This window comes from Gilvibacter sp. SZ-19 (assembly GCF_002163875.1).
In the GTDB taxonomy this organism is placed as follows: domain Bacteria; phylum Bacteroidota; class Bacteroidia; order Flavobacteriales; family Flavobacteriaceae; genus Gilvibacter.
Map to the genome: position 1 here is coordinate 1,811,263 of NZ_CP019333.1, position 21,398 is coordinate 1,832,660.

Genomic DNA, 21,398 nt, shown 5'->3' on the forward strand with positions numbered 1-21,398 from the left:
CTAACCAACAACAAAATGAACAAAATTGTAATATGGTCGGTCACAGTGGCCTTGGCCGGTTTTCTCTTCGGATTCGATACCGTTGTGATCAGTGGAGCGAACAAACCTATCCAAGAACTTTGGAACACCTCACCCTTATTTCACGGAACCTTTATCATGTCTATGGCATTATGGGGCACCGTTTTGGGTTCCCTTACCGGAGGGATCCCCACCAAGAGATTAGGTAGAAAAAAGACCCTGTTTTGGATCGGGGTGCTGTTTTTTATCTCGGCAGTAGGAAGCGCCTTGGCGGCCGATCCGTATTCGTTCTCGTTCTTTAGATTTATTGGTGGAGTTGGCGTAGGAGTATCTTCCGTTGCTGCACCGATCTATATTTCTGAGATCACCTCTGCAAAGAACCGCGGTAAGATGGTAGCCCTATACCAGTTCTGTCTGGTTTTTGGAATTTTGGTCGCCTTTATTTCCAATTGGTTGCTCAAAGGCTTCGATGGTGCCAACGATTGGCGTTGGATGCTCGGGGTAGAAGCCTTGCCGGCCTTGTTGTATACCATCATGGTATTAAAAGTGCCCAACAGTCCGCGTTGGTTGGCCATTCACAAAAAGGACGACCAAGGCGCTCTAGGCATTTTAGAAACTATCTACTCCGCAGCAGATAAGGCAAAAAATGTCTTACAAGAAATAAAACAAGATCTGCTTCAGCCCAAAACCAGTGAAAAACTGTTTCAGAAGAAATACAAGCGTGTACTTTGGTTAGGCTTCTTGATCGCCTTTTTTAACCAACTCAGTGGAATCAACTTTGTGCTGTACTATGCGCCGCAGATCTTGGAGCAAGCCGGTTTAGGAGGAGAAGAGTCGCTATTTAACTCCATCGCCATAGGGATCGTGAATTTGGTCTTTACCCTTATAGGAGTTCGTCTAATAGATAAACTAGGACGCAGACAACTCATCATTATAGGTTCCATAGGTTATATTGTTAGTTTGATCATGGTCGGATGGTGTTTCTATTCAAATGCTTCTCCAGCCATGCTGCTTACCTTTATATGTATTTTCATCGCTTCGCATGCTATTGGACAGGGTGCGGTAATTTGGGTTTTCATTTCAGAGATCTTCCCCAATCGCGTTCGTGCATACGGGCAGAGTTGGGGCACGAGTACCCATTGGGTGTTTGCCGCATTGATCACGCTGATCACCCCATTCTTTATCGATGAACAAGAAGGAATTCTCAGAGATTCCTTATGGTATATCTATTATTTCTTTGCCGGTATGATGGTCTTGCAATTGCTCTGGGCGATCTTTAAAATGCCAGAGACCAAAGGCGTGTCTTTAGAAGACTTGGAGAAAAAGCTTGTAGATGAAGAAGCCTAATACACCCAATGTGGTTTGCTATGGAGAGATTCTCTGGGATTGTTTCCCGGACCGTGAAGTATTGGGAGGAGCTCCATTTAACGTAGCTTTTCGCCTTCATAGGCTCGGTGCAGAAGTACAACTTATAAGCGCTGTGGGAAATGATGCCAGAGGGCATGAAACCTATTTTGCTCTCGAAGAGCTCGGGCTAGACACCACTTGTATCTATCCGCATAAAGAGTTGGCAACGGGTTATGTCAATGTGGAACTTGACCAAGCAGGTGCAGCCACTTATACCATAGGCCAGCCGGTAGCTTGGGATCATATTCCAGCACCTGAAATTTTAGTTGATAATCCCATCTTGGTTTTTGGTAGTTTGGCCTTGCGCGAAGCATTCAACCTGAGCCAGCTTCACAAATTAGTGGAGCGTTGCGATACCGTGGTTTTCGATATCAACCTCAGGCCACCACATTATCAAATGAATCAGCTGATTCCGTTAATGGAAAAGGCTAGTTGTATCAAGCTCAACGAAGATGAGCTTCCTTTGGTACTTAAGGAGTTAGATATTACTGCGGATGCATTAGAGCAACAACTTCATTTACTCGCTGCCGAAACTCAGACAGAAACGCTCTGTGTAACTTTAGGCGAGAACGGCGCCGTTGTTTTACATCGCGGAGAATTCTACAGCCAAAAAGGGTTTCCTGCCCAAGTAGTGGATACTGTAGGTTCGGGAGACGCTTTTCTAGCGGCTTTTATTTACGGTTTCTATTTGTTGCAAGAAGGTCCGCAAGCTGCTTTGAAACGAGGCTGTGCACTCGGGTCATTAGTAGCCGCAACGGCTGGAGCAACTGCAGAAATTCCAATGACCGAACTCGAAGCTCGTTTAAAGAATTAGGACTCGGCGGTAAGGGCTACTTTGCTTACCATAGAAGAGCCTCTGCCTATGACCTTGGTTGGCATAGCTATGGTCTCTGGAGGCAAGAGCTGCCCGTTCTTTTTGGCTTGCAGTTCCTTAAAGAGCCTTTTGAATACTTTTTTGCCCATTTTAACTCCGTCTTGATCTACGGTGCTCAAAGTTGGGGTCATGGCAGAGGAGATGAACCAATTGCTAAAACCGATGATCTTGAGTTGCTCCGGAACCTTAATGCCTCTTTCGTTAAATACAGAAAGTGCACCAATGGCTACCATATCTGTATTGGCAAAGATCCCATCTATATCCATTCCTTGATCTAAAAGCGCGGCTGCGTGTTCGCGTCCCTTCTCGTATATGATAGGATCGCATAAGAAGACATGTTTGGAATTGTACTCAAGTCCGTGATCTTCTAGGGCCTTTTTATATCCGAGGAATCTATCGATGGAGTTTTGTGGTAGGAGCGGGCCTCTAAAGTGAGCGATCTTGGTACATCCCTGATCGATGAGGTGTTTGGTTGCTTCGTAGGCCGCTTTGCGATCGTCAATGATGATCTTGGAACAAGGGACCAACTTAGAGATCTTGTCGAACATTACTAGTGGAATGCCCAAACGCATCACCTTTTGTAAATGAGAGATGTCTACCGTGTTGTTCGCCAAAGAGATCATTATCCCGTCAACTCGTTTGCTGATCAGCAGATCGATCTGTTTCTTTTCTAATTCTGGATTGTCATCGGATTGTAGAATGATCACCAAATAACCTTTCTTTTCCGCTTGAGTGATAATTGCTCGAACAATATTTCCGAAGAAGAAGTGTACTACCTCCGGTATAATGAGTCCGATGGTCTTGCTCTCTTTGGTACGCAGGTTGACCGCAAAACTGTTGGGTTGGTAATTGAGCCTTTCCGCTTCGGCCTTTACTAAGGCTTTTGTCTTTTGGCTTACATCTGGATAATCTTTTAAGGCTTTAGATACAGTAGCAATAGAAATGCCTAGATATTCCGCAATTTGTTTAAGGGTAACTTGTTCCATAGGGTCTGCCGACACTCGGGGAGATTAGTGGTGGTTATTATAGTTGGTTGTTGTTAGTCATAAGCCAGTAGCAGCTTTAGGGCTACCATTAGTAAAAAAGACATTCGAGCATCTACGAAAATCGAAAAATATTTACGAAAATTTACGCCTGTAAAGATTAAACAAAAACCTTGCTTAAGACTACAGCTCACACGTTTTCGTTAATTTTTCGTTCTATGCCGTTTTCAGGAGTCGAAAATACGAAAACGTTTTCGGTTATGAAAACCGCGTTTTTAAGAGTGTTTATTTTTAATAATCAAAAAAAAAGTAAATATTAGCCATTAAATTAAGACAACGTTAAGAAAATAAGGCGTTAATGTTGTCTGACTTCAAATCGAAAGATTGCAACCAAAGTCTCTCGATATCAGGAAGTTAATGAACATGATAGTGCAGAAATTAAGCTCAGACCGCAGAACTGAACAGGCCGTTTATGGTGGGTACAAACCATACACGAGCCCGTTTTCTATATATATAGGTGAGCAATCTGCCGCAGTTCAATCACACAACCATCGAAACAGTACAGTTAATTTTGGAGATCAATCCCCTCGGGAAAATGCAACGGCCACAGCGGTAAAAGTACACGACAAAACAGCAGGTGAACACTCTCAGCGGGGGCAGCGAATTAGCCATCACTGGAGGGGAATTGATTTTTCTTTAACTGAAGCTCATAGTATAAATTCATCAACCGCTTTATTGGTGAAAAAGTCGTATCTTATCACTTTAAAGCGTAATAGACTAAAAATAATAGCAGCAGCCTGAGCGATCAGTGTTGTTGCCGAATCTTTAAACAATTTGAAATTTTAATTAATCTAAACCAAATAACTGTATGAAAAACAAATTACTAATGAGACTTTTTCTACTTCCGATGTTTGCGCTACTCGGGAGTACAGTTTACGCTCAGATTAGCGTCTCGGGTACGGTGTCTGATGCAACAGGACCGCTACCAGGGGTGAATGTTCTTGTTAAGGGAACATCTAATGGAGCTCAAACAGATTTTGACGGTAACTATTCGCTTAGCGACGTTGATCCTAACGCCACTATCGTGTTTAGTTATGTTGGATTTGTTACATCTGAAGTTTCAGTAAACGGACAGACTACTATCAACTTTGTGATGCAGGAAGACACTGAAGCACTAGAAGAGGTAGTTATTATTGGTTATGGTTCTACGACTGTGAAAGACGCAACTGGTGCAGTTACGGCGGTTACATCGGACGACTTTAACCAAGGGGTTATCGCTTCTCCAGAACAATTGATCCAAGGTAAGACTGCCGGGGTTCAGATTTCTCAGGATTCTGGGGAACCAGGTTCTGCAGTGGCATTTAGAATTCGTGGTTCGAACTCTATCCGCTCTAACAACAACCCGCTTTTCGTAGTTGATGGTGTGCCATTAGCCAACGACACAAGTTTGGAGCTGTCAGGAACTACTTTCGGTTCTGCTGGAGCTCGTAACCCGTTAAACTTCTTGAACCCTAACGATATCGAGAGCATTTCTATCCTTAAGGATGCATCTGCAACTGCTATCTACGGTTCTCGTGGTGCGAACGGGGTTGTGATCATTACTACCAAGTCTGGTCGTAGTGGACGCGGAGGTTCTTTCGAGTTGAGTTCTACTTTCTCTGTAGCTGAGGCTGCAAACGAGTACGACCTTCTTGATGCTCCTTCTTATTTAGCTGCTTCTACTGCCAACGGTTTTGACATCGCTGAACGTAACTTCGGAGCAAACACGGACTGGCAAGATGTTGCTTTCAGAAGAGCTACTTCTACTACAAACAACTTGTCTTACACTAACAATTACGGTGATGGTAACATCCGTGCAAGTTTTAGCTACGGAAAGAACTTCGGTATCGTAGAGAACTCTTCTCTAGAGCGTGTTACTGGACGTTTGAACGCACAGCACCGTTTCTTAGAGGACAAACTTAAATTAGGATTACAGGCTTCTTACGGTCGTACTAACGACGAGTTTGCACCACTTTCTGGTTCTGCCGGATTTAGAGGTGACTTACTTGGTTCTGCTTACTCAGCAAACCCAACTTGGCCAAATGATCCTGACTTTACAGGTACTGGTGGTCTAACTTCTCCTGCTGCTTTGTTGGCTTACACAGAGAACTTAGGTAACACTGACCGTATCCTTGTTAACTTCTCAGCTGAGTATGATGTTACATCTGAGCTTTCTGCAAAAGTTAATTTAGGTTATGACTATACTGACACTTTCTTAAGCAGTGCTACAAGTGCTAAGGCGCTTAACGTAGACCAAGGTGCATTCGGAAACGGTGTGGCTGGTGTTTCTCAGCGTGAGGCTACTAACACTCTTTTGGAAGCTACTTTGAACTATAAGAAAGAATTTGAGAATAGCTCATTGGATGTTCTTGCTGGTTACTCTTACCAAAAATTCGATCGTAACGGACGTAACCTAAGTGGTTTCGGATTCTTTACGACTCAATTGGGTGACATGATCGATGATCTTGTAAGTTCTGCAGACGCAGTTGAGAGCCAGATCACCGGATCTTACCAGCAGTATGGATATGCTCCTAACATCAACGGAACTTTCGTAAACCGTCTTTTCCCAGAGATTCTTCAGGATAACATCGGGAACACTACTGGTGCGCGCACTCGTTCTTTGTTCGGAGACACTTTTGATAGCTTTGACGAACTACAGTCTTACTTTGCTCGTGTGAACTACACACTAGCAGATAAGTACTTATTCACTGCTACTATGCGTGCGGATGGTTCATCTACTTTTGGTGATGATAACAAGTACGGATACTTCCCTTCTGCAGCAGTAGCATGGAAGATCAACGAAGAAGACTTCATCGGAGACAACGTTTCTACGTTAAAACTTCGTTTGAACTGGGGTATCACTGGTAACCAAGATGGTCTAGGATACGGTAACTTCCTTCAGCGTGAGCGCTTTGGAGGTGGAGACGTGATCAACGACGGTGGTGATATCAATATCCCAGGTACTTCTTCTCAGTCTTTTGCTAACCCTGACTTGAAGTGGGAGGAAACAATGCAATTCGGTGCTGGTATCGACTTTGGTGTGAACAACGACCGTTTCACGGCTACTGTTGACGTATACCGCAAGTCTACTACAGACCTATTACTACGTACTATTTCTGCTCAGCCAGCGGCTCAGCCATTCGTATTCTTGAACTTGCCAGATTCTGAGGTAATCAACCAAGGTATCGAGATTGCTCTTGGATACGATATCGTAGATCAGGAAGACTTTAGCTGGAACGCTAACTTCCAATTGACTTACAACGAGAACGAGATCACTAGCCTACAGGGTCAATTCCCAGCAGGTACTATTCGTGGTCAAGGTCTATCTCTTGCATTTGCTCAGCAGCTGCAAGAAGGTCAGCCACTTTTCTCTTACTTCTTGAGAGAGTTTGGTGGATTCGACGCTACTACAGGACAACCATTGTATCCTGAAGGAGACGTACAAAAATTCGTAGGAAAGAGTGCTTTACCAGATATTACTGCTGGTCTCTCTACTACAGTTGCTTATAAAAACTGGACGTTATCGGCATTCTTTAACGGACAGTTCGGACACTACATCTACAACAACACAGCAAACGCATTCTTTACGGCTGGTGCATTTAGAGGGGGCCGTAACGTATTGCCAAGCACACTTACTGCTGGTGAATCGTTTGACGCTGCTGCAGATGTTTCAACAAGATTCCTAGAAGCTGGGGATTTTGTAAGACTTCAGAACGCGACGTTGTCATACAACGTGCCGATGGAAGAAGATGGATTGTTTGACGCGCTACAATTGTCGCTAATCGGACAGAACCTATTCGTGATCACTGACTACTCTGGTCTTGATCCTGAAGTTTCTGTATCACCAGGTGGTGGAGATCTATTGAACGGTTTCCCTGTATACGGTATCGATTACACGGCTTTCCCTAGACCGAGAACAATTTCATTTGGTATAAATGCTAAATTCTAAAATTATTATGAAAAGAAACATTTTGATGAACACAAGATCGCTTCTAGCGATGGCCCTCGTTTCTCTTTTGGCAATTTCTTGTACCGACTTAGAAATTGAGGCAACTGACTCTGTTCTTACTGACGAATCTGTTGGTTTTGACGGGGTAAATGCTGAGGCTGCTCTTAACAACGTATACAATGACGTTTACGGGCAACTTGGTGATCAGGCGAACTTCTTCGCTTTGAACGAAGTATCAACTGATGAGACCCTAGTACCAACTCGTGGTACTGACTGGGGTGATAACGGAATCTGGCGTACGCTTCACGCGCACACTTGGTCTCCAACACACCAGTATATTTTGAACACTTGGAACAACTTGAACCAGAACGTATTCCGTGCTTCGGAAGTTATCGACTCTCGTTCAAGCCCAACTCCACAGCAAGCTGCTGAGGCGAAGTTCCTACGTGCTTTCAGTATGTATTTCGTAATGGATTTCTGGGGAGTTGCTCCTTTCAGAAATGTAGATGACGGACCAGAGGTAAACCCTACTGTACTTACATCTGCTGAGGCTTACGATTTCATTCTTAACGATTTGACAACTGCATTGCCAGATCTTCCTGCTACAGGACCTAGTGCAGAGACCAACCGCGCTTCTCGCGCTGCTGCTAACTTTATGTTGGCTAAGTTGCATCTTAACGCTGAGCGTCACAAAGGTTCTATCGACAATACAGACTATCAAGCGGTAATCGACGCTGTTGATGCTATCGCTGCTGATGGTTTTGCATTGCAAGCTGGATACTTTGATCTGTTCAAGCAAGATGTAGATAACGAAACCATCTGGTGGGCTGTTACTTCTGTTGGTAACCGTATCTGGAATGGTATGCACTACAACATCAATGCTCCTGACAACGCCGGTGGTGGTTGGAACGGATTTACTACTTTGGCTGAGTTCTATGACTCTTTCGAAGGAGATCCAAACTCTAACTACGTAGGTGACGGTCAAGAAGAGCGTCGTGGTTGGGTGCCAGATGCATCTAATGCAGACGACACTAACTTAGGTATTGGTTACGGATTCTTGATCAACCAACAGTACAACGAAGACGGTACTAAACTTAAAGACCGTCCTGGAAACGACTTAGTATTTACTAAAGAGCTTCCTGGTCTTCAAGGTAACGGCGAGGCTACTGGTGTACGTATGATCAAGTATCACCCAGTAAACGGATCATTTACTTCTCACGAGATCGTATTCCGTTACGCAGATGCTCACTTGATGAAAGCTGAGGCTATGATGCGTATGGGCGGAGACGCTACTGCTATGGTTAACGAGCTTAGAGCACTTCGTGGAGCTTCTCCACTTGGAAGTGTATCAGAAGCTGATATGTTAGCTGAGCGTGGTCGTGAGCTATGGTACGAGTTCTGGAGACGTAACGATATGTTGCGTTTCGGACAGTTCACTCGTGACTGGGAATTCAAAGATCCTGCTTCTGTAGGCGCTAGCTTCAGAAACTTGTATCCTATTCCAATTAACGCACTTCTTTCTAACCCTAACTTGGTTCAGAACGAAGGTTACTAGAATTTTCCTTTTTCAAGATAGAAACAGGCTCCTTTTGGGAGCCTGTTTTTTTATACCCGAATAATGAATTTGAATTTTCATTACGCCTCCAAACTGCTTTAAAATATTTGTTCTACTGCTTCTTTCGATTCTAACGTAGCCCAACTACGATAGAATCTCCAAAAAGCAATATTTTCTTGCATTTTAAAGGCTCATTCTAAAAATTCTCCTCCATTATGCGGGTTGATTTTTCGCATATTTCTTTGCGAAATCGTACATTTCGGTCACGTTCCAATGAAGCTGCGATCCTCCATATATTCTTCTTTTCTGCTCGGTTTTACCGGTCTAATTTTGCTATTGTTGGTCGCTTGTGAATCCAAACCAGAAGAACCAAAAGATTATCGTTTTGAAATCGTCGCTGCAGACAGTAGCGGGATCGATTTTGAAAACAGGCTACTCAGTCGTCCGCAGCGAAATATCCTCAATTATATTTATTACTACAACGGGGGTGGTCTAGCAGCTGGAGACTTTAATAACGACGGGCTGATCGATCTTTATTTTACCGCTAATGAGGGCCCGAATGCACTTTACTTGAACCAAGGGAATTTTAAGTTTACAGAAGTCACTGAAGTGGCAGGAGTCCTAGATGATACTGGCTGGACAACTGGCGTAACCACAGTAGATATTAACAACGATGGTCTACTAGATCTCTATGTCTGTAAAGTGGCACCTTTGGCTCCGGAGGCCGGAGGCAACAAATTATTTGTAAATCAAGGAGTTTCTGATACCGGCGTTCCCAGCTTTAAAGAACAAGCTTCTTTGTATGGTTTAGACTTTAAAGGCTATTCAACCCAGGCTACTTTTTTCGATTATGATGAGGATGGTGATTTGGATATGTACCTCATGAATCACACCGTAAATCCTAATAGCAATTACGGGCGAGGGAACAAACGCAAACAGATCGATTCCCTGTCAGGAGATCGACTTTACGCCAATGAAAGTGGTTTTTATCGCAATATTTCAGAAGAGGCTGGTATCTATCAAAGCCCAATAGGGTATGGTCTTGGTTTGGGTCTTGGATATTTGAACCACGACCGTTTGCCTGACATTTATGTTGGGAATGATTTCTTTGAGAACGATTACCTCTATCTCAATAACTTCAACGGAGTATTTACCGAGCAGATCAGCAGCGATCAAAATCCTTTAGGGCATACATCTCACTATACCATGGGCGTTGATCTGGCCGATCTGAACAATGACGGACTCACCGACATTCTATCTGTGGACATGCTCCCAGAAGATCTACAAACCTATAAATCCTCCGGGGTGGAATTCGGTTATTCTACCTATAGCAATTATCTGCGCAACGGCTACGCACCTCAGTATATGCAAAACGCCTTGCATTTCAATCAAGGGAATATGCGCTTTAGCGAGACCGCATTTTTAAGTGGAATTTCTGCCACGGAATGGTCTTGGGCACCCTTAATTGCAGATTTTGATAATGACGGCCTCAAAGACATCTTTATCAGTAATGGAATACTTGGTGCTACCAACGATATGGACTTTATCAATTTCATTGCCGATGAGAGCATTCAAAAGCGTTTGGGCAAGGGAATGACCGAAGAAGACATGAGTTTTGTTGCCAAGATCCCGGAAAAGAAAACCCTAAATTACTTCTACAAGAACGAGAATGGAACACAATTCTCGGACCGCTCAAAGACCTGGGTCATGGGTGAGCCGAGCTTTAGCAATGGTAGTATTTATGCGGATTTAGACAATGACGGAGATCTAGATATAGTATCCAATAACGTGAATCAAACCGCTACGGTCTATAAGAACCTGACCCGTGAAAAAGATTCCACAAATTATTGGCAGCTCCAAGTGCATGCCTACAATGATACGAGTAAATCAGATAGTATTGGCAACGGCCGCGTTATAGGGGCTCGTGTTCGCCTTTACACGCCTTCTGGAATGCAGTATCAAGAGTTTTTCCCAACACGAGGCTATCAGAGCGCCATAGATGCTAGTATGCATTTTGGTTTGGGTAGCGATACCAAGATCGATTCTGTTGTAGTCTCTTGGACAGGAGATCAACTTGGAAATACGGTTTTATACCAACCCGACATCAATAAGATTTACCGCCTTTCGCTCGACAGTAAATTCACGCATAGTCGTCTGTCATCGGCTAGCGGTACCTCATTCATAAAGCCTATCCAAAAGGACTTGTTCTCCCACAAAGAGAACGCCTCCTTAGAATTCAACTTAGATCCACTCATAGCCTATGCAAGTACCAATGAGGGGCCTGGGCTAGCCGTTGGCGATGTCAATGCAGATGGTTTGGAAGATGTGTTTTTCTGCGGAGCCAAGGGGCAAGCGTCGGTTTTAAAACTACAGCAGCCGGACGGTAGTTTCTCTGACTATACCGAGCTCGATTTTGAAGCGGATAAGCTTGCAGAAGATGTCGATGCCGTTTTCGCTGATCTAAATGGTGACTCTCGTTTAGATCTAGTAGTGGTTAGTGGAGGAAACGAATTCACCAATGGTAAGACCATAAAGCCTCGTTTGTATTGGAATACTGCAAACGGCTTTGTGAAAGATCAAGACGCTTTTGCTGCTGTTGCGGTCAATGCCGCCGGAGTGGCTGTGGTAGATTTTGATAGGGATGGGGATCTAGACCTAAGTATTGCTGTAGATGGCGTAGCCAAGCAATTTGGTTCCAGTGCTACACAGCTTTTGTTATCCAATGATGGGCAGGGAGGTTTTAGCGATGTTACGGCGAATGTTGCTCCATCTTGGACGGACTTGGGCAAAGTCAAGCAAATCCTCTGGAACGATTTCAATAATGACGGATGGCCGGATGCCTTAATAGTTGGACATTGGATGCCATTGCAATTATTCATAAACAAGAAAGGCCAATTGGAAAAGCAGGATATGTCGGCTTTCAAAGCCAACTCGGGCCTTTGGGAGACTGCTGTAGTAGCGGATTTTGATGCAGACGGAGATCTCGATATCGTTGCCGGTAACTGGGGGCTTAATTCTCGTTTAACGGCTTCAGAAGAAAATCCGTTGCGCCTGTACCGCGGAGATTTTAATGGTAACGGATCCGCAGAAACGCTTATCAGCTATAATTACATGGAAAAAGAGGTCTTGCTGCCCTCTAAAGACGAGCTGGCAAAGCAGATACCGCAACTCAACAAGAACTATTTGTCTTATGCAGCCTTTGCTGCCGCCACCAAGGAAGAACTCTTTCCAGAATCTCAATGGGAAGCCGCTAAAGTAAAGGAAGTGACTAATCTGGCGAGTACCTATTTTGAGAACCTCGGTAGTGGTAACTTTAACACAAGTTCCCTGCCATTTTCTGCGCAAATATCCACGGTGAATGATATCTTTGTAAAGGACTTTAATTCAGACGGTTTTCCAGATATTTTCTCAGTTGGGAACCGCACTGATATCAGCACCCAAATAGGGCGCTTAGATGCCTCAAAAGGAAGCATTATGCTCTTTGATCCGCAAACTGGTTTTAAAGCAATTAACGATCCGAATCTGAATGTAAGCGGAAGCTGCAGAGCAATACAACCAATAACAATAAACAACAAGCCGCATCTCATTGTGACGCGAAACAATGGTAAAGCGGTAGTTTTAGAAATAACAAATGATCTTATTCAAATACCCGATGAATAAATTATTCTTTTGTGCAGGCCTATTGAGCCTTGTGCTGATCTCTTGTAAAGACACCCCTGAGAACGAGCAAACAGAGGAGCTAGCCGCTACGCTGTTCACCAAGACAGACCCGGCAGAAACAGGATTTGACTTTACCAATACGGTGGTCAATCAGAAAGACTTCAATATTTTCAAATACCGCAACTTTTACAATGGTGGTGGGGTTGCCATCGGCGATATCAATAACGATGGTTTAGCAGACATTTACATGACTGCCAATATGGGGCCCAACAAGCTTTTCTTAAACGAAGGAAATTTTAAGTTTAGAGATATAACCGATAGCGCTGGAGTTGCCGGAAACAAGCCTTGGTCTACTGGAGTAAATATGGTAGACATCAACCAAGATGGACTATTGGATATCTATGTGAGTAATGCCGGAAATATGGAAGGCGACAATCACGACAATGATCTTTATATCAACAACGGCGATTTGACCTTTACCGAAAAGGCAGAAGCATTCAATTTGGCAAAAACAGGTTTCAGTACGCATGCTACCTTCTTTGACTATGATAAAGACGGTGACCTTGATGCCTATATTTTGAACAACAGTAACATACCAGTGACCTCACTAGGCTTTGCGCATCAACGCGATGTTAGAGCGCAAGACTGGGACGTGCCTAAGATCTTTCGCGGAGTTGGTGATATGCTGCTTAGAAATGACGGCGACACCTTTACCGAGGTTAGTGAAGAGGCTGGTATATACGGAAGCCTCATCGGCTTTGGACTTGGAGTTATGGTCACCGATATTAACAACGATCTTTGGCCAGACATCTATGTTTCCAATGATTTTTACGAGCGCGATTACCTCTACATCAATAATCAAGACGGAACTTTTACGGAAGACATCAAGAACTGGATGAACCACCTTTGTCTGTCCGCCATGGGAATCGATATGGCAGACATCAACAACGACGGAAACCAAGATATCTTTATCACAGATATGCTACCCGATGGCGATCAGCGTGTAAAGTCCGTAATGGAGTTCGAAGGCTACAATGTTTTTAAGTTGAAGCAGAGCAAGGATTTCTATCAACAATACATTCAGAATACACTACAGCTAAACAACGGAAACGGAAGTTTCTCCGAGATCGCCTATTACAGCGGAGTGTCTGCTACAGATTGGAGCTGGTCTGGCCTGATGTTCGACATGGACAACGACGGCTTCCGCGATATTTTTGTGACCAACGGGGTAAACCACGACCTTACCGACCTTGATTTTGTAGACTTCTTTGCCAACGAGATCATTCAAAAAATGGCCTTGACAGGAAAAAAGGAAGCTATAGACAGTATTATAGATAAGATGCCTGTGGTGCCAATTCCTAACTATGCGTACCACAATCAGAGAGATCTGACCTTTGACAATAAAGCCAACGCTTGGGGCCTGGGCGAACCAGGCCTGTCTAACGGTGCCGCTTATGGTGACTTGGACAACGACGGAGACTTGGATCTGGTGGTCAACAATGTGAACATGCCGTCTTTCCTGTATAGAAACAATTCCGAACAATTAAATAACAACTACGTCAAATTGCGTTTTAAAGGAACCGATAAGAACCGTTTTGCCGTTGGGACTCGTGTTCGGATGTATTATGACGGACAAGAAGTGTTGCAAGAGTTGATTCCGTCTAGAGGATTTCAATCGTCTATGGAACATCCAATGACCATTGGCCTAGGGGATGCCACCAAGATAGACTCGTTGCGAGTGATCTGGCCCGATGATCGCACAGAGTTGCGTACCGATCTTGCTGCAAACAGCACTTACGATTTTGATATGAATGCGGCTACCTTGACCTATCAGCCACCAAAACCGGTAGAACGCAAGACCTTGGTCACTGAGATGGCAACTTCTCTAGAACCCCATAAAGAGAACAATTACGAGGACTTTGACTACGAAGGGATGATCTACAAAAAGGTCTCTCAAGAAGGTCCTGCGCTAGCTGTTGCAGATGTAAATGGCGATGGACACGAAGATGTTTTTATTGGCGGAGCGAAAGGACAATCCGGCATGATCTATCTGCATTCAGGAAACGGCAATATGCGTGAAAGCAAACAACCAGCGCTCATCGCCGATATGGAATTAGAAGATACTGCGGCGAGCTTTTTTGATGCCGATGGCGATGGTGACCTGGATCTGATGGTCGGCTCCGGAGGGAATCAAGTGAACGAGAAAACCTCGGTCACTGCTCGTCTGTATGTGAATAACGGCAACGGCATATTTCAAAAGTCTAGCTTAGCCTTACCTCCTGGAACCACCAATATCTCTTCTATTGCACCTTACGACTACGATGGCGATGGCGATATGGATGTATTTTTAGGAGCTCGTTCTGTAATTGGTATCTACGGAATTGATCCTTCGTCTGTCTTTTTAGAGAATATGGGTGGCGGACAGTTTCAGATGGCTTCGGCCAAGGTGCTTAAAAATCTTTCCCGTCTGAGTGGAATGGTTACCGATGCCCAATGGATCGATCTTTTAGGCGATGAAACCAAGGAATTACTCACCATTTCAGACTGGGGTGCACCTATGGTATACGAGCTCAAAGATGGGGCTCTAAACATGGTTACTACAGATCTTGAAAACTTAACAGGTTGGTGGAATGCAGTAGAAGCTGCAGATCTAGATGGCGATGGAGACCTCGACCTGGTACTGGGTAACCAAGGAGAGAACTTGCACTACAAGCCTAGTGCCGAGCAACCCATGAAGATCTGGATCAGCGATTTTGACAATAATGGAACCATAGAACAACTAGTGACACAAAGACTAGATGGGCGTGATATGCCGATCCATCAGAAGAAGGAGATCGTTAACCAAATGGTATTCCTAAAGAAAGAGAATTTACGAGCATCTGAATATGCCAAAAAGAGCATTCAGGAGCTCTTCACTCCAGCAGTATTGGGCAGGGCTTTGGTAAAAGAGGTGGTGACCTCACAGAATACGGTTGCTATTAACGAGGGTAACGGAAGCTTTAAGTTTGTTGCTTTGCCTGCACGTGCTCAGCTTTCTTGTGTTTGTGGGATTCAATGCACCGATCTCAACAACGATGGTGCTCTAGACCTGCTCTTAGGAGGGAACAACTACGAGTTCAAGCCGCAGTATTCTCGTTTGGATGCCAATTACGGATCCGTATTGCTAAACGACGGTTCTGGGAATTTTGCTTGGCAAGATTATGCAGACTCTGGCTTCTTTGTAAAAGATGAGATCAAACATATGCAGATCTTTAAAGATGCCAACGGCAATCGCTTTATGATCACTGCTATCAATGATTCCGAACCTAAAATCCATCGTTTGAATGACTAAATGGGCTTTGCTTGCCGGACTCTTCGTGTTTTGGTCCTGCGCAGAGCAAGACCAAAAACAGCAGACGGCCTTTAGTTTGCTCTCTGCCGAGCAAACGGGTATTTCCTTTGAAAATACTTTGGTAGAGCGCGACAGTTTGAACATATTGGACTATCTCTACTTTTATAATGGTGGTGGATTGGCTGTAGGCGATGTCAATGCAGATGGTCTCCCAGATGTCTATGCCACGGCCAATATGGGGCCTAACAAGCTCTATTACAACAAAGGAGGTTTTCATTTCGAAGAGGCTCCTGCTTCTGCAGGAGTAGCAGGAAATAGCAGTTGGAACACTGGTGCTGTAATGGCCGATGTCAACGCCGATGGCTTATTGGATATCTATGTGTGTGCAGTAGTTGGGATCAACGGCTTTACCGGCGGGCATGAACTCTTTATCAATCAAGGAGACGGGACCTTTAAAGAAGAAGCAGCCGCCTATGGATTGGATGCCCAGACCTATGGAACCTCTGCAGCCTTTCTAGACTATGACTTAGATGGAGATTTAGATGTCTATTTGCTGAACCATGCTGTGCATACCCAAGGTTCCTTTGGCCGATCCTCACTTAGAGAAAAGCGCAACGAAAAGACTGGCGATCGCCTGATGCGTAATGATAATGGAGTGTTTACCGATGTAAGCGAAGAAGCTGGAATCTTTGGAGGTATTAGTAGTTACGGCCTTGGAGTGGCAGTGGCAGATTTTAATCTAGACGGATATCCCGATCTGTATATCGGCAACGATTTCCACGAAGACGATTACTATTATCTCAACAATGGCGACGGCACCTTTAGCGAACAGCTACGCGATGCCTTTGGGCATGTTTCTCGTTTTTCTATGGGTAATGATGCTGCGGATATCAATAATGACGGGAGACCAGACCTGATCACTTTAGATATGCTGCCCGAAGACGAAACGGTTGTCAAAGCTTCAGAGGGTGACGAGAATTTCCAAACCCAGCGCATGCGACTCTTGCAATACGGCTATCACTATCAGTTTAGTCGGAATATGTTGTTTTTGAATCAGCCAGATGGCAGTTTTATAGAAACAGCCTTAATGAGTGGAGTAGCTGCTACGGATTGGAGTTGGGCTGCATTGTTTCACGATTTTGACCAAGACGGTTATCAGGACCTCTGGATCTCAAACGGGATCCCAAAGCGTCCGAACGACCTTGATTTTATTCGATTTTTATCTGCCCAGGCCATAGATGAAAGCCGCGAGAGTAAAAAGCTTGTCGATCAAAAGGCTTTAGATATGATGCCTTCTGGAGCGGTTTCCAACAAGGTTTTTCGCGGTAGTGCTAGCATGCAATTTACCGATCAGACCCAAGCTTGGATCGGGCAGGATGCTCAAATTGCTGGAGCTACCGCATTGGCCGATCTCGATGGAGATGGCGATATGGATGTGATAAGCAACGCCTTGAATGCACCGCTTTTGGTATATCGTAACGATCTGGACGCCAATGGAAATTATCTCCAATTGGAGCTAAAAGGTAGCGCCGCGAATCCATTCGCAATAGGTGCAAAGACCTATGTATATCAGCAAGGGAAAACCTATTACAAGGAACTGTATACGGCTCGGGGCTTTCAGTCCAGTAGTGAACCCCTTATTGAATTTGGGCTGCAAGACAGCAGTGCCATAGACTCTCTAGTTATTGTTTGGCCAGAAGGAGAGGCTCAAGTACTTAAAGCAGTAAAGCCAAATCAGCGGCTGCGGATCAATAAAAATGATGAAACGCAGCAGTGGACTTTTAGCAAATCCAACCATACAACACTGTTTAGAGAGGCTAGTTCAGAACTTGGATTAGACTACACACATAAAGAAGATAATTACCTAGATTTTAACCGTCAAAAACTCTTGCCTTACCGTTTGTCTGACAGAGGACCAGCTGTAGCCGTGGGCGATTGGAACAATGACGGGCAGCAAGAGCTGTTCATTGGAAGTTCCAAATTCGAAGAGCCGGCTTTATTTGAGTTAGGGGAAAGAGGTATGACAAAATTGGAAACACCTCTTTTAGCCCAAGACAAGGTTTATGAGGAAGTCGCCGCTGCTTTTGCAGATTTGGACGGTGACGGCACAGAAGAGCTGATTTTAGGTGCGGCTGGAGCCGATTTTAGTGGTCAGGCGCCTGCTTTGTTAGAAAGAGTGCTAACGGCAGATTCGGAGCAGTCAAGCGTTTTAGAGCAGACCTATTCTAACGCGAGCGTCGTTGCTCCTTTTGATTTTGATAACGATGGCGATCTGGACGTATTTGTGGGCGATTATGCCGTAACCAACGATTTTGGGAAGCAGCCTGAATCTTATTTGTTGGTCAATGAAGGCGGAGCATTAAAGCGCAGTGTACCGGCAGCATTTTCTTCTCTGGGGATGGTAACCGATGCCATCTGGCACGATTTTGACCAAGATGGACAAAAAGACCTTATTGTTGTTGGTGAGTGGATGGCTCCTGTCTTTTTAAAAGTGCAAGCTGGCTCCTTTACTCAAGTCGATCCGGTCAAATTCAACTTAAACGGATTATGGCAATTTATTCTGCCATTTGATATCGACGCCGATGGCGACTTGGACCTAGTATTGGGCAATTGGGGCTTGAATGCAAAATTCAAAGCTAGTGAGAGCGAACCGCTTTTGATGTATTATGCAGATTTTGACAATAACGGGGCCACAGAAACAGTTTTGGCCCAATCTAGAGCGGGGACTTATTATCCACTATTGCCCTTAGACGAACTCGCAGGCCAAATGGTCAGCCTTAAAAAGAAGTTTCCAAATTTTGCTGACTTTGCAGGTAAATCCATAGAAGCAGTAATGGGTCGAGATGCTCTTGAAAGTGCTAAACGCTTTGAAGTACATCAATTAGCTTCTGGTTATTTGCGCAATGATTCTGGGAGTTATAAATTTATTCCCTTCGGGATGCAATTGCAGTTGGCGCCGCTTAAAGATGCCGTTGCTTTCGATTTTCTAAATCGAGGCGATGACCAATTGCTTTTAGGTGGGAACTACGACGGAGTGATCCCCTTTCATGGGCGCTATGACTCCCAGCCGGGAACCCTAATACTTCCTGGAGCGGATCCGCAGATAATTTGGCCGCAAGAATTGCAGTTTTTACGAAAATCCTTGCGACATTTGGAACTCATAAAATTAGGGAACAAGCCGTACCTGTTGGCTGTGTTCAATAACGACAAAACACAGATCTATGAAATACGCAGCTATGATAAAACCAATTAAACGCGCAGCTGCTAGCAGTTTGTTACTGCTGAGCTTATTTGCCTGTAAAGAGGCAGAACCTTTAGCTGTTTCCGCTAATGATTTTCAGGCTTCGGTAGAGAAGGTGACCCAAGTTATGGTACACGATATTTTCTCTCCACCGGTTGCCAGTAGAATCTATGCTTATCCTAATATTGCCGCTTATGAGATCATGGCGCAGCGTGATTCTCAATACAATTCTCTTGCTGGGCAATTGCCTGGGCTAACGCCTATTCCTGCACTGAGGGATGAGCAGGTCAATGCTGGTGTAGCCGCATTGGTTGCTCATATGGAAGTGAGTAAGTCACTTATCTTTTCAGAAGATATGATGCAGTCATATGCAGATAGTATATACGCCCGTTGGAAAGAGATCAATCCGCAGCAATTCGAAGCCTCTAAAAACTATGGCTTGGCCGTGGCCAATCATATCAAAGCATGGTTAGACGGAGACAACTATAAGCAAACCCGTACCATGCCAAAGTTTACGGTAGATATTGATGATCCGGCGCGTTGGCAACCTACTCCTCCTGCTTATATGGAGGGAATAGAGCCGCATTGGAACAAGATCCGACCTATGGTGTTGGACTCTGCTGCACAGTTCAAGCCTATCAGTCACCCAGCGTTTTCGTTAGAACCAGACAGTGATTTTTACAAAGAGCTGAAAGAGGTTTACGACATAAGCGAAAAGATCACTGCAGCTGGAGATAAATCCGAAGAGGTAGAGATCGCACAATTTTGGGATTGTAACCCTTATGTTTCGGTTACTCGTGGACACTTGATGTTTGCCACCAAAAAGATCACTCCTGGCGCTCACTGGATGGGTATCACTAAGATTGCCTGTAAGCAAGCCGAGGCCGATCTGAACAAGACCATTTACGCCTACACTAAAACGGCTATCGCTTTGTTTGATGGATTTATCAATTGTTGGGCCGAGAAGTACAGATCTAATCTAGTGCGTCCGGAAACACTCATAAACAAACATATCGACGAGAACTGGGAGCCGATTTTACAGACGCCTCCCTTTCCTGAGTATACCAGCGGTCACTCCGTGATCTCTAATGCTGCTGCAACAGTGCTTACTGATATCTTTGGAGACGACTTTGCCTTTTTGGACGACACAGAGTTGCCGTATGGCCTCCCGGTGCGTTCTTTCGAATCTTTTGATGCTGCAGCCAGAGAAGCCGCTATTAGCCGTATGTATGGTGGAATTCACTACCGTGCCGCTGTTGAGAATGGGATAGATCAGGGCCAGCAGGTAGGTAATCTTGTAATTGAAAAACTAAACATGATCAATGAATAAAAGTGGACTTTGGACGGTATTGGCGCTTGCTTTAGTGCTGCTTTTGTCCTGGCACTTTTTGATCAAGCCCTACAATTACCGCATCAGTTTTGAAACCAAGGACCCGGCAGGATTGGTATATAGCAATCTTGGGGCTTGGATGGCCGTTAAAGGCGATGCAGACAGCTCGGCTGTAGAACTAATATCAAGGGTACCGTATTCGAGCTATCTACAACGAGTACAACTCAAAGATTCCCTGTTTGAGTATCGATGGGAAATAGAACCGACATCAGATAGTACTACCAAGGTAACCGCCTACATTACCGATCTGAACAATAAGTGGATCCAGAATTTCTATGCGCCTGTATACAAAACTGATTTTGTAAAACGCAGTATCCGCACAGTAGAAGATCTGGCCAAGGAGTGGGTTGATTATCGGGAGCGCTATCGGGTAGGTCCGGTAATGCAAGCTGAGGTAAGTGGCCGCTATTGTGCTTATGTCTCAGTGCGAACCACGGCAAAACAAAAAGCCCGAACCATGTTGGGCAATATTGCCGATGTCATGGGATACATCAACTCCAACAATTTGGAATTGCAAGGCGATCCTTTCTTGCAAGTCACGCAGTGGGACCAAAAGACAGACAGCATAGCTTTCGACTTTTGTTTCCCCATAAAGGCCTCAGACAGTTTGCCGCCATCCGAAGTAGTTAAGTTCAAAGAGGTTCAGGCTTTTAGCGGAATAAAGACTATTTTTAATGGGAATTACAGCATCTCTGACAAATCTTGGTATTGGTTGTTAAGACATGCTGAGAATAACAATATCGAGGTGGATCCCTTGCCTTTTGAGGTGTACAAGAACGACCCACATATGGGAGGAGACGCACTCCAATGGGAAGCAGAAGTTTATCTGCCTATCAAAAATCAATAATAAATGAAATGAGCACAAACAAATTTAATTACTTGTATATCCGCCTGAGGAATTAAATTTTTTGTGCGAAAGCGAAGCGGTTGATCTATGCAGATAATTTTTAT

The 21,398-nt window shown here is 44.4% G+C and carries 10 protein-coding genes; 9 read left to right on the forward strand and 1 reads right to left on the reverse strand.

The genetic code is table 11. From position 1 onward, the window contains the following. The first annotated feature begins 15 nt into the window (after positions 1–15). Positions 16–1,365: a sugar porter family MFS transporter gene (locus tag BTO09_RS08420; RefSeq protein ID WP_087524349.1), complete on the forward strand. Its 1,350-nt coding sequence runs from the start codon at positions 16–18 to the stop codon at positions 1,363–1,365. Next, positions 1,352–2,239, forward strand: coding sequence for a carbohydrate kinase (locus BTO09_RS08425; RefSeq protein WP_087524350.1), 888 nt, complete (start codon positions 1,352–1,354; stop codon positions 2,237–2,239). The genes BTO09_RS08420 and BTO09_RS08425 overlap by 14 nt, the downstream gene beginning before the upstream one ends. On the opposite strand, the gene BTO09_RS08430 is transcribed toward BTO09_RS08425, so the two are convergent. Further along, complete coding sequence (locus tag BTO09_RS08430) at positions 2,236–3,285, reverse strand: LacI family DNA-binding transcriptional regulator (protein ID WP_087524351.1); 1,050 nt, start codon at positions 3,283–3,285, stop codon at positions 2,236–2,238. The genes BTO09_RS08425 and BTO09_RS08430 overlap by 4 nt on opposite strands. An 883-nt stretch (positions 3,286–4,168) precedes the next feature. On the opposite strand from BTO09_RS08430, the gene BTO09_RS08435 reads away from it, so the two are divergent. From BTO09_RS08435 to BTO09_RS08465, 7 genes are all read left to right on the forward strand, one after another. After that, positions 4,169–7,270 (forward strand): SusC/RagA family TonB-linked outer membrane protein, encoded by a 3,102-nt coding sequence (locus BTO09_RS08435; protein ID WP_232454936.1) that lies wholly within the window; start codon positions 4,169–4,171, stop codon positions 7,268–7,270. 7 nt (positions 7,271–7,277) lie between these two features. Continuing rightward, positions 7,278–8,825, forward strand: a complete 1,548-nt coding sequence (locus BTO09_RS08440) for a RagB/SusD family nutrient uptake outer membrane protein (RefSeq protein ID WP_198356477.1) — start codon at positions 7,278–7,280, stop codon at positions 8,823–8,825. Between the two features lie 273 nt (positions 8,826–9,098). Next, positions 9,099–12,485, forward strand: coding sequence for a VCBS repeat-containing protein (locus BTO09_RS08445; protein ID WP_087524353.1), 3,387 nt, complete (start codon positions 9,099–9,101; stop codon positions 12,483–12,485). Then, the gene (locus tag BTO09_RS08450) at positions 12,478–15,816 is read left to right on the forward strand and encodes an FG-GAP-like repeat-containing protein (protein WP_087524354.1); all 3,339 of its coding nucleotides are present in this window, start codon (positions 12,478–12,480) and stop codon (positions 15,814–15,816) included. The genes BTO09_RS08445 and BTO09_RS08450 overlap by 8 nt, the downstream gene beginning before the upstream one ends. Next, on the forward strand, positions 15,809–19,069 hold the full coding sequence (locus BTO09_RS08455) for a VCBS repeat-containing protein (RefSeq protein ID WP_087524355.1): 3,261 nt from the start codon (positions 15,809–15,811) through the stop codon (positions 19,067–19,069). The genes BTO09_RS08450 and BTO09_RS08455 overlap by 8 nt, the downstream gene beginning before the upstream one ends. Further along, the gene (locus BTO09_RS08460) at positions 19,038–20,387 is read left to right on the forward strand and encodes a vanadium-dependent haloperoxidase (protein WP_232454937.1); all 1,350 of its coding nucleotides are present in this window, start codon (positions 19,038–19,040) and stop codon (positions 20,385–20,387) included. The genes BTO09_RS08455 and BTO09_RS08460 overlap by 32 nt, the downstream gene beginning before the upstream one ends. Further along, complete coding sequence (locus BTO09_RS08465) at positions 20,380–21,294, forward strand: GyrI-like domain-containing protein (protein ID WP_087524356.1); 915 nt, start codon at positions 20,380–20,382, stop codon at positions 21,292–21,294. Before BTO09_RS08460 ends, BTO09_RS08465 begins: the two co-directional genes overlap by 8 nt. Positions 21,295–21,398: the final 104 nt, after the last annotated feature.

Bases quoted from the DNA above. Each gene is read 5' to 3' on its own strand.
- BTO09_RS08465 (WP_087524356.1), top strand. From the start codon at position 20,380: ATGAATAAAAGTGGACTTTGGACGGTATTGGCGCTTGCTTTAGTGCTG.
- BTO09_RS08440 (WP_198356477.1), top strand. From the start codon at position 7,278: ATGAAAAGAAACATTTTGATGAACACAAGATCGCTTCTAGCGATGGCC.
- BTO09_RS08460 (WP_232454937.1), top strand. From the start codon at position 19,038: ATGAAATACGCAGCTATGATAAAACCAATTAAACGCGCAGCTGCTAGC.
- BTO09_RS08455 (WP_087524355.1), top strand. From the start codon at position 15,809: ATGACTAAATGGGCTTTGCTTGCCGGACTCTTCGTGTTTTGGTCCTGC.
- BTO09_RS08450 (WP_087524354.1), top strand. From the start codon at position 12,478: ATGAATAAATTATTCTTTTGTGCAGGCCTATTGAGCCTTGTGCTGATC.
- BTO09_RS08435 (WP_232454936.1), top strand. From the start codon at position 4,169: ATGAGACTTTTTCTACTTCCGATGTTTGCGCTACTCGGGAGTACAGTT.
- BTO09_RS08425 (WP_087524350.1), top strand. From the start codon at position 1,352: ATGAAGAAGCCTAATACACCCAATGTGGTTTGCTATGGAGAGATTCTC.
- BTO09_RS08420 (WP_087524349.1), top strand. From the start codon at position 16: ATGAACAAAATTGTAATATGGTCGGTCACAGTGGCCTTGGCCGGTTTT.
- BTO09_RS08430 (WP_087524351.1), bottom strand. From the start codon at position 3,285: ATGGAACAAGTTACCCTTAAACAAATTGCGGAATATCTAGGCATTTCT.
- BTO09_RS08445 (WP_087524353.1), top strand. From the start codon at position 9,099: ATGAAGCTGCGATCCTCCATATATTCTTCTTTTCTGCTCGGTTTTACC.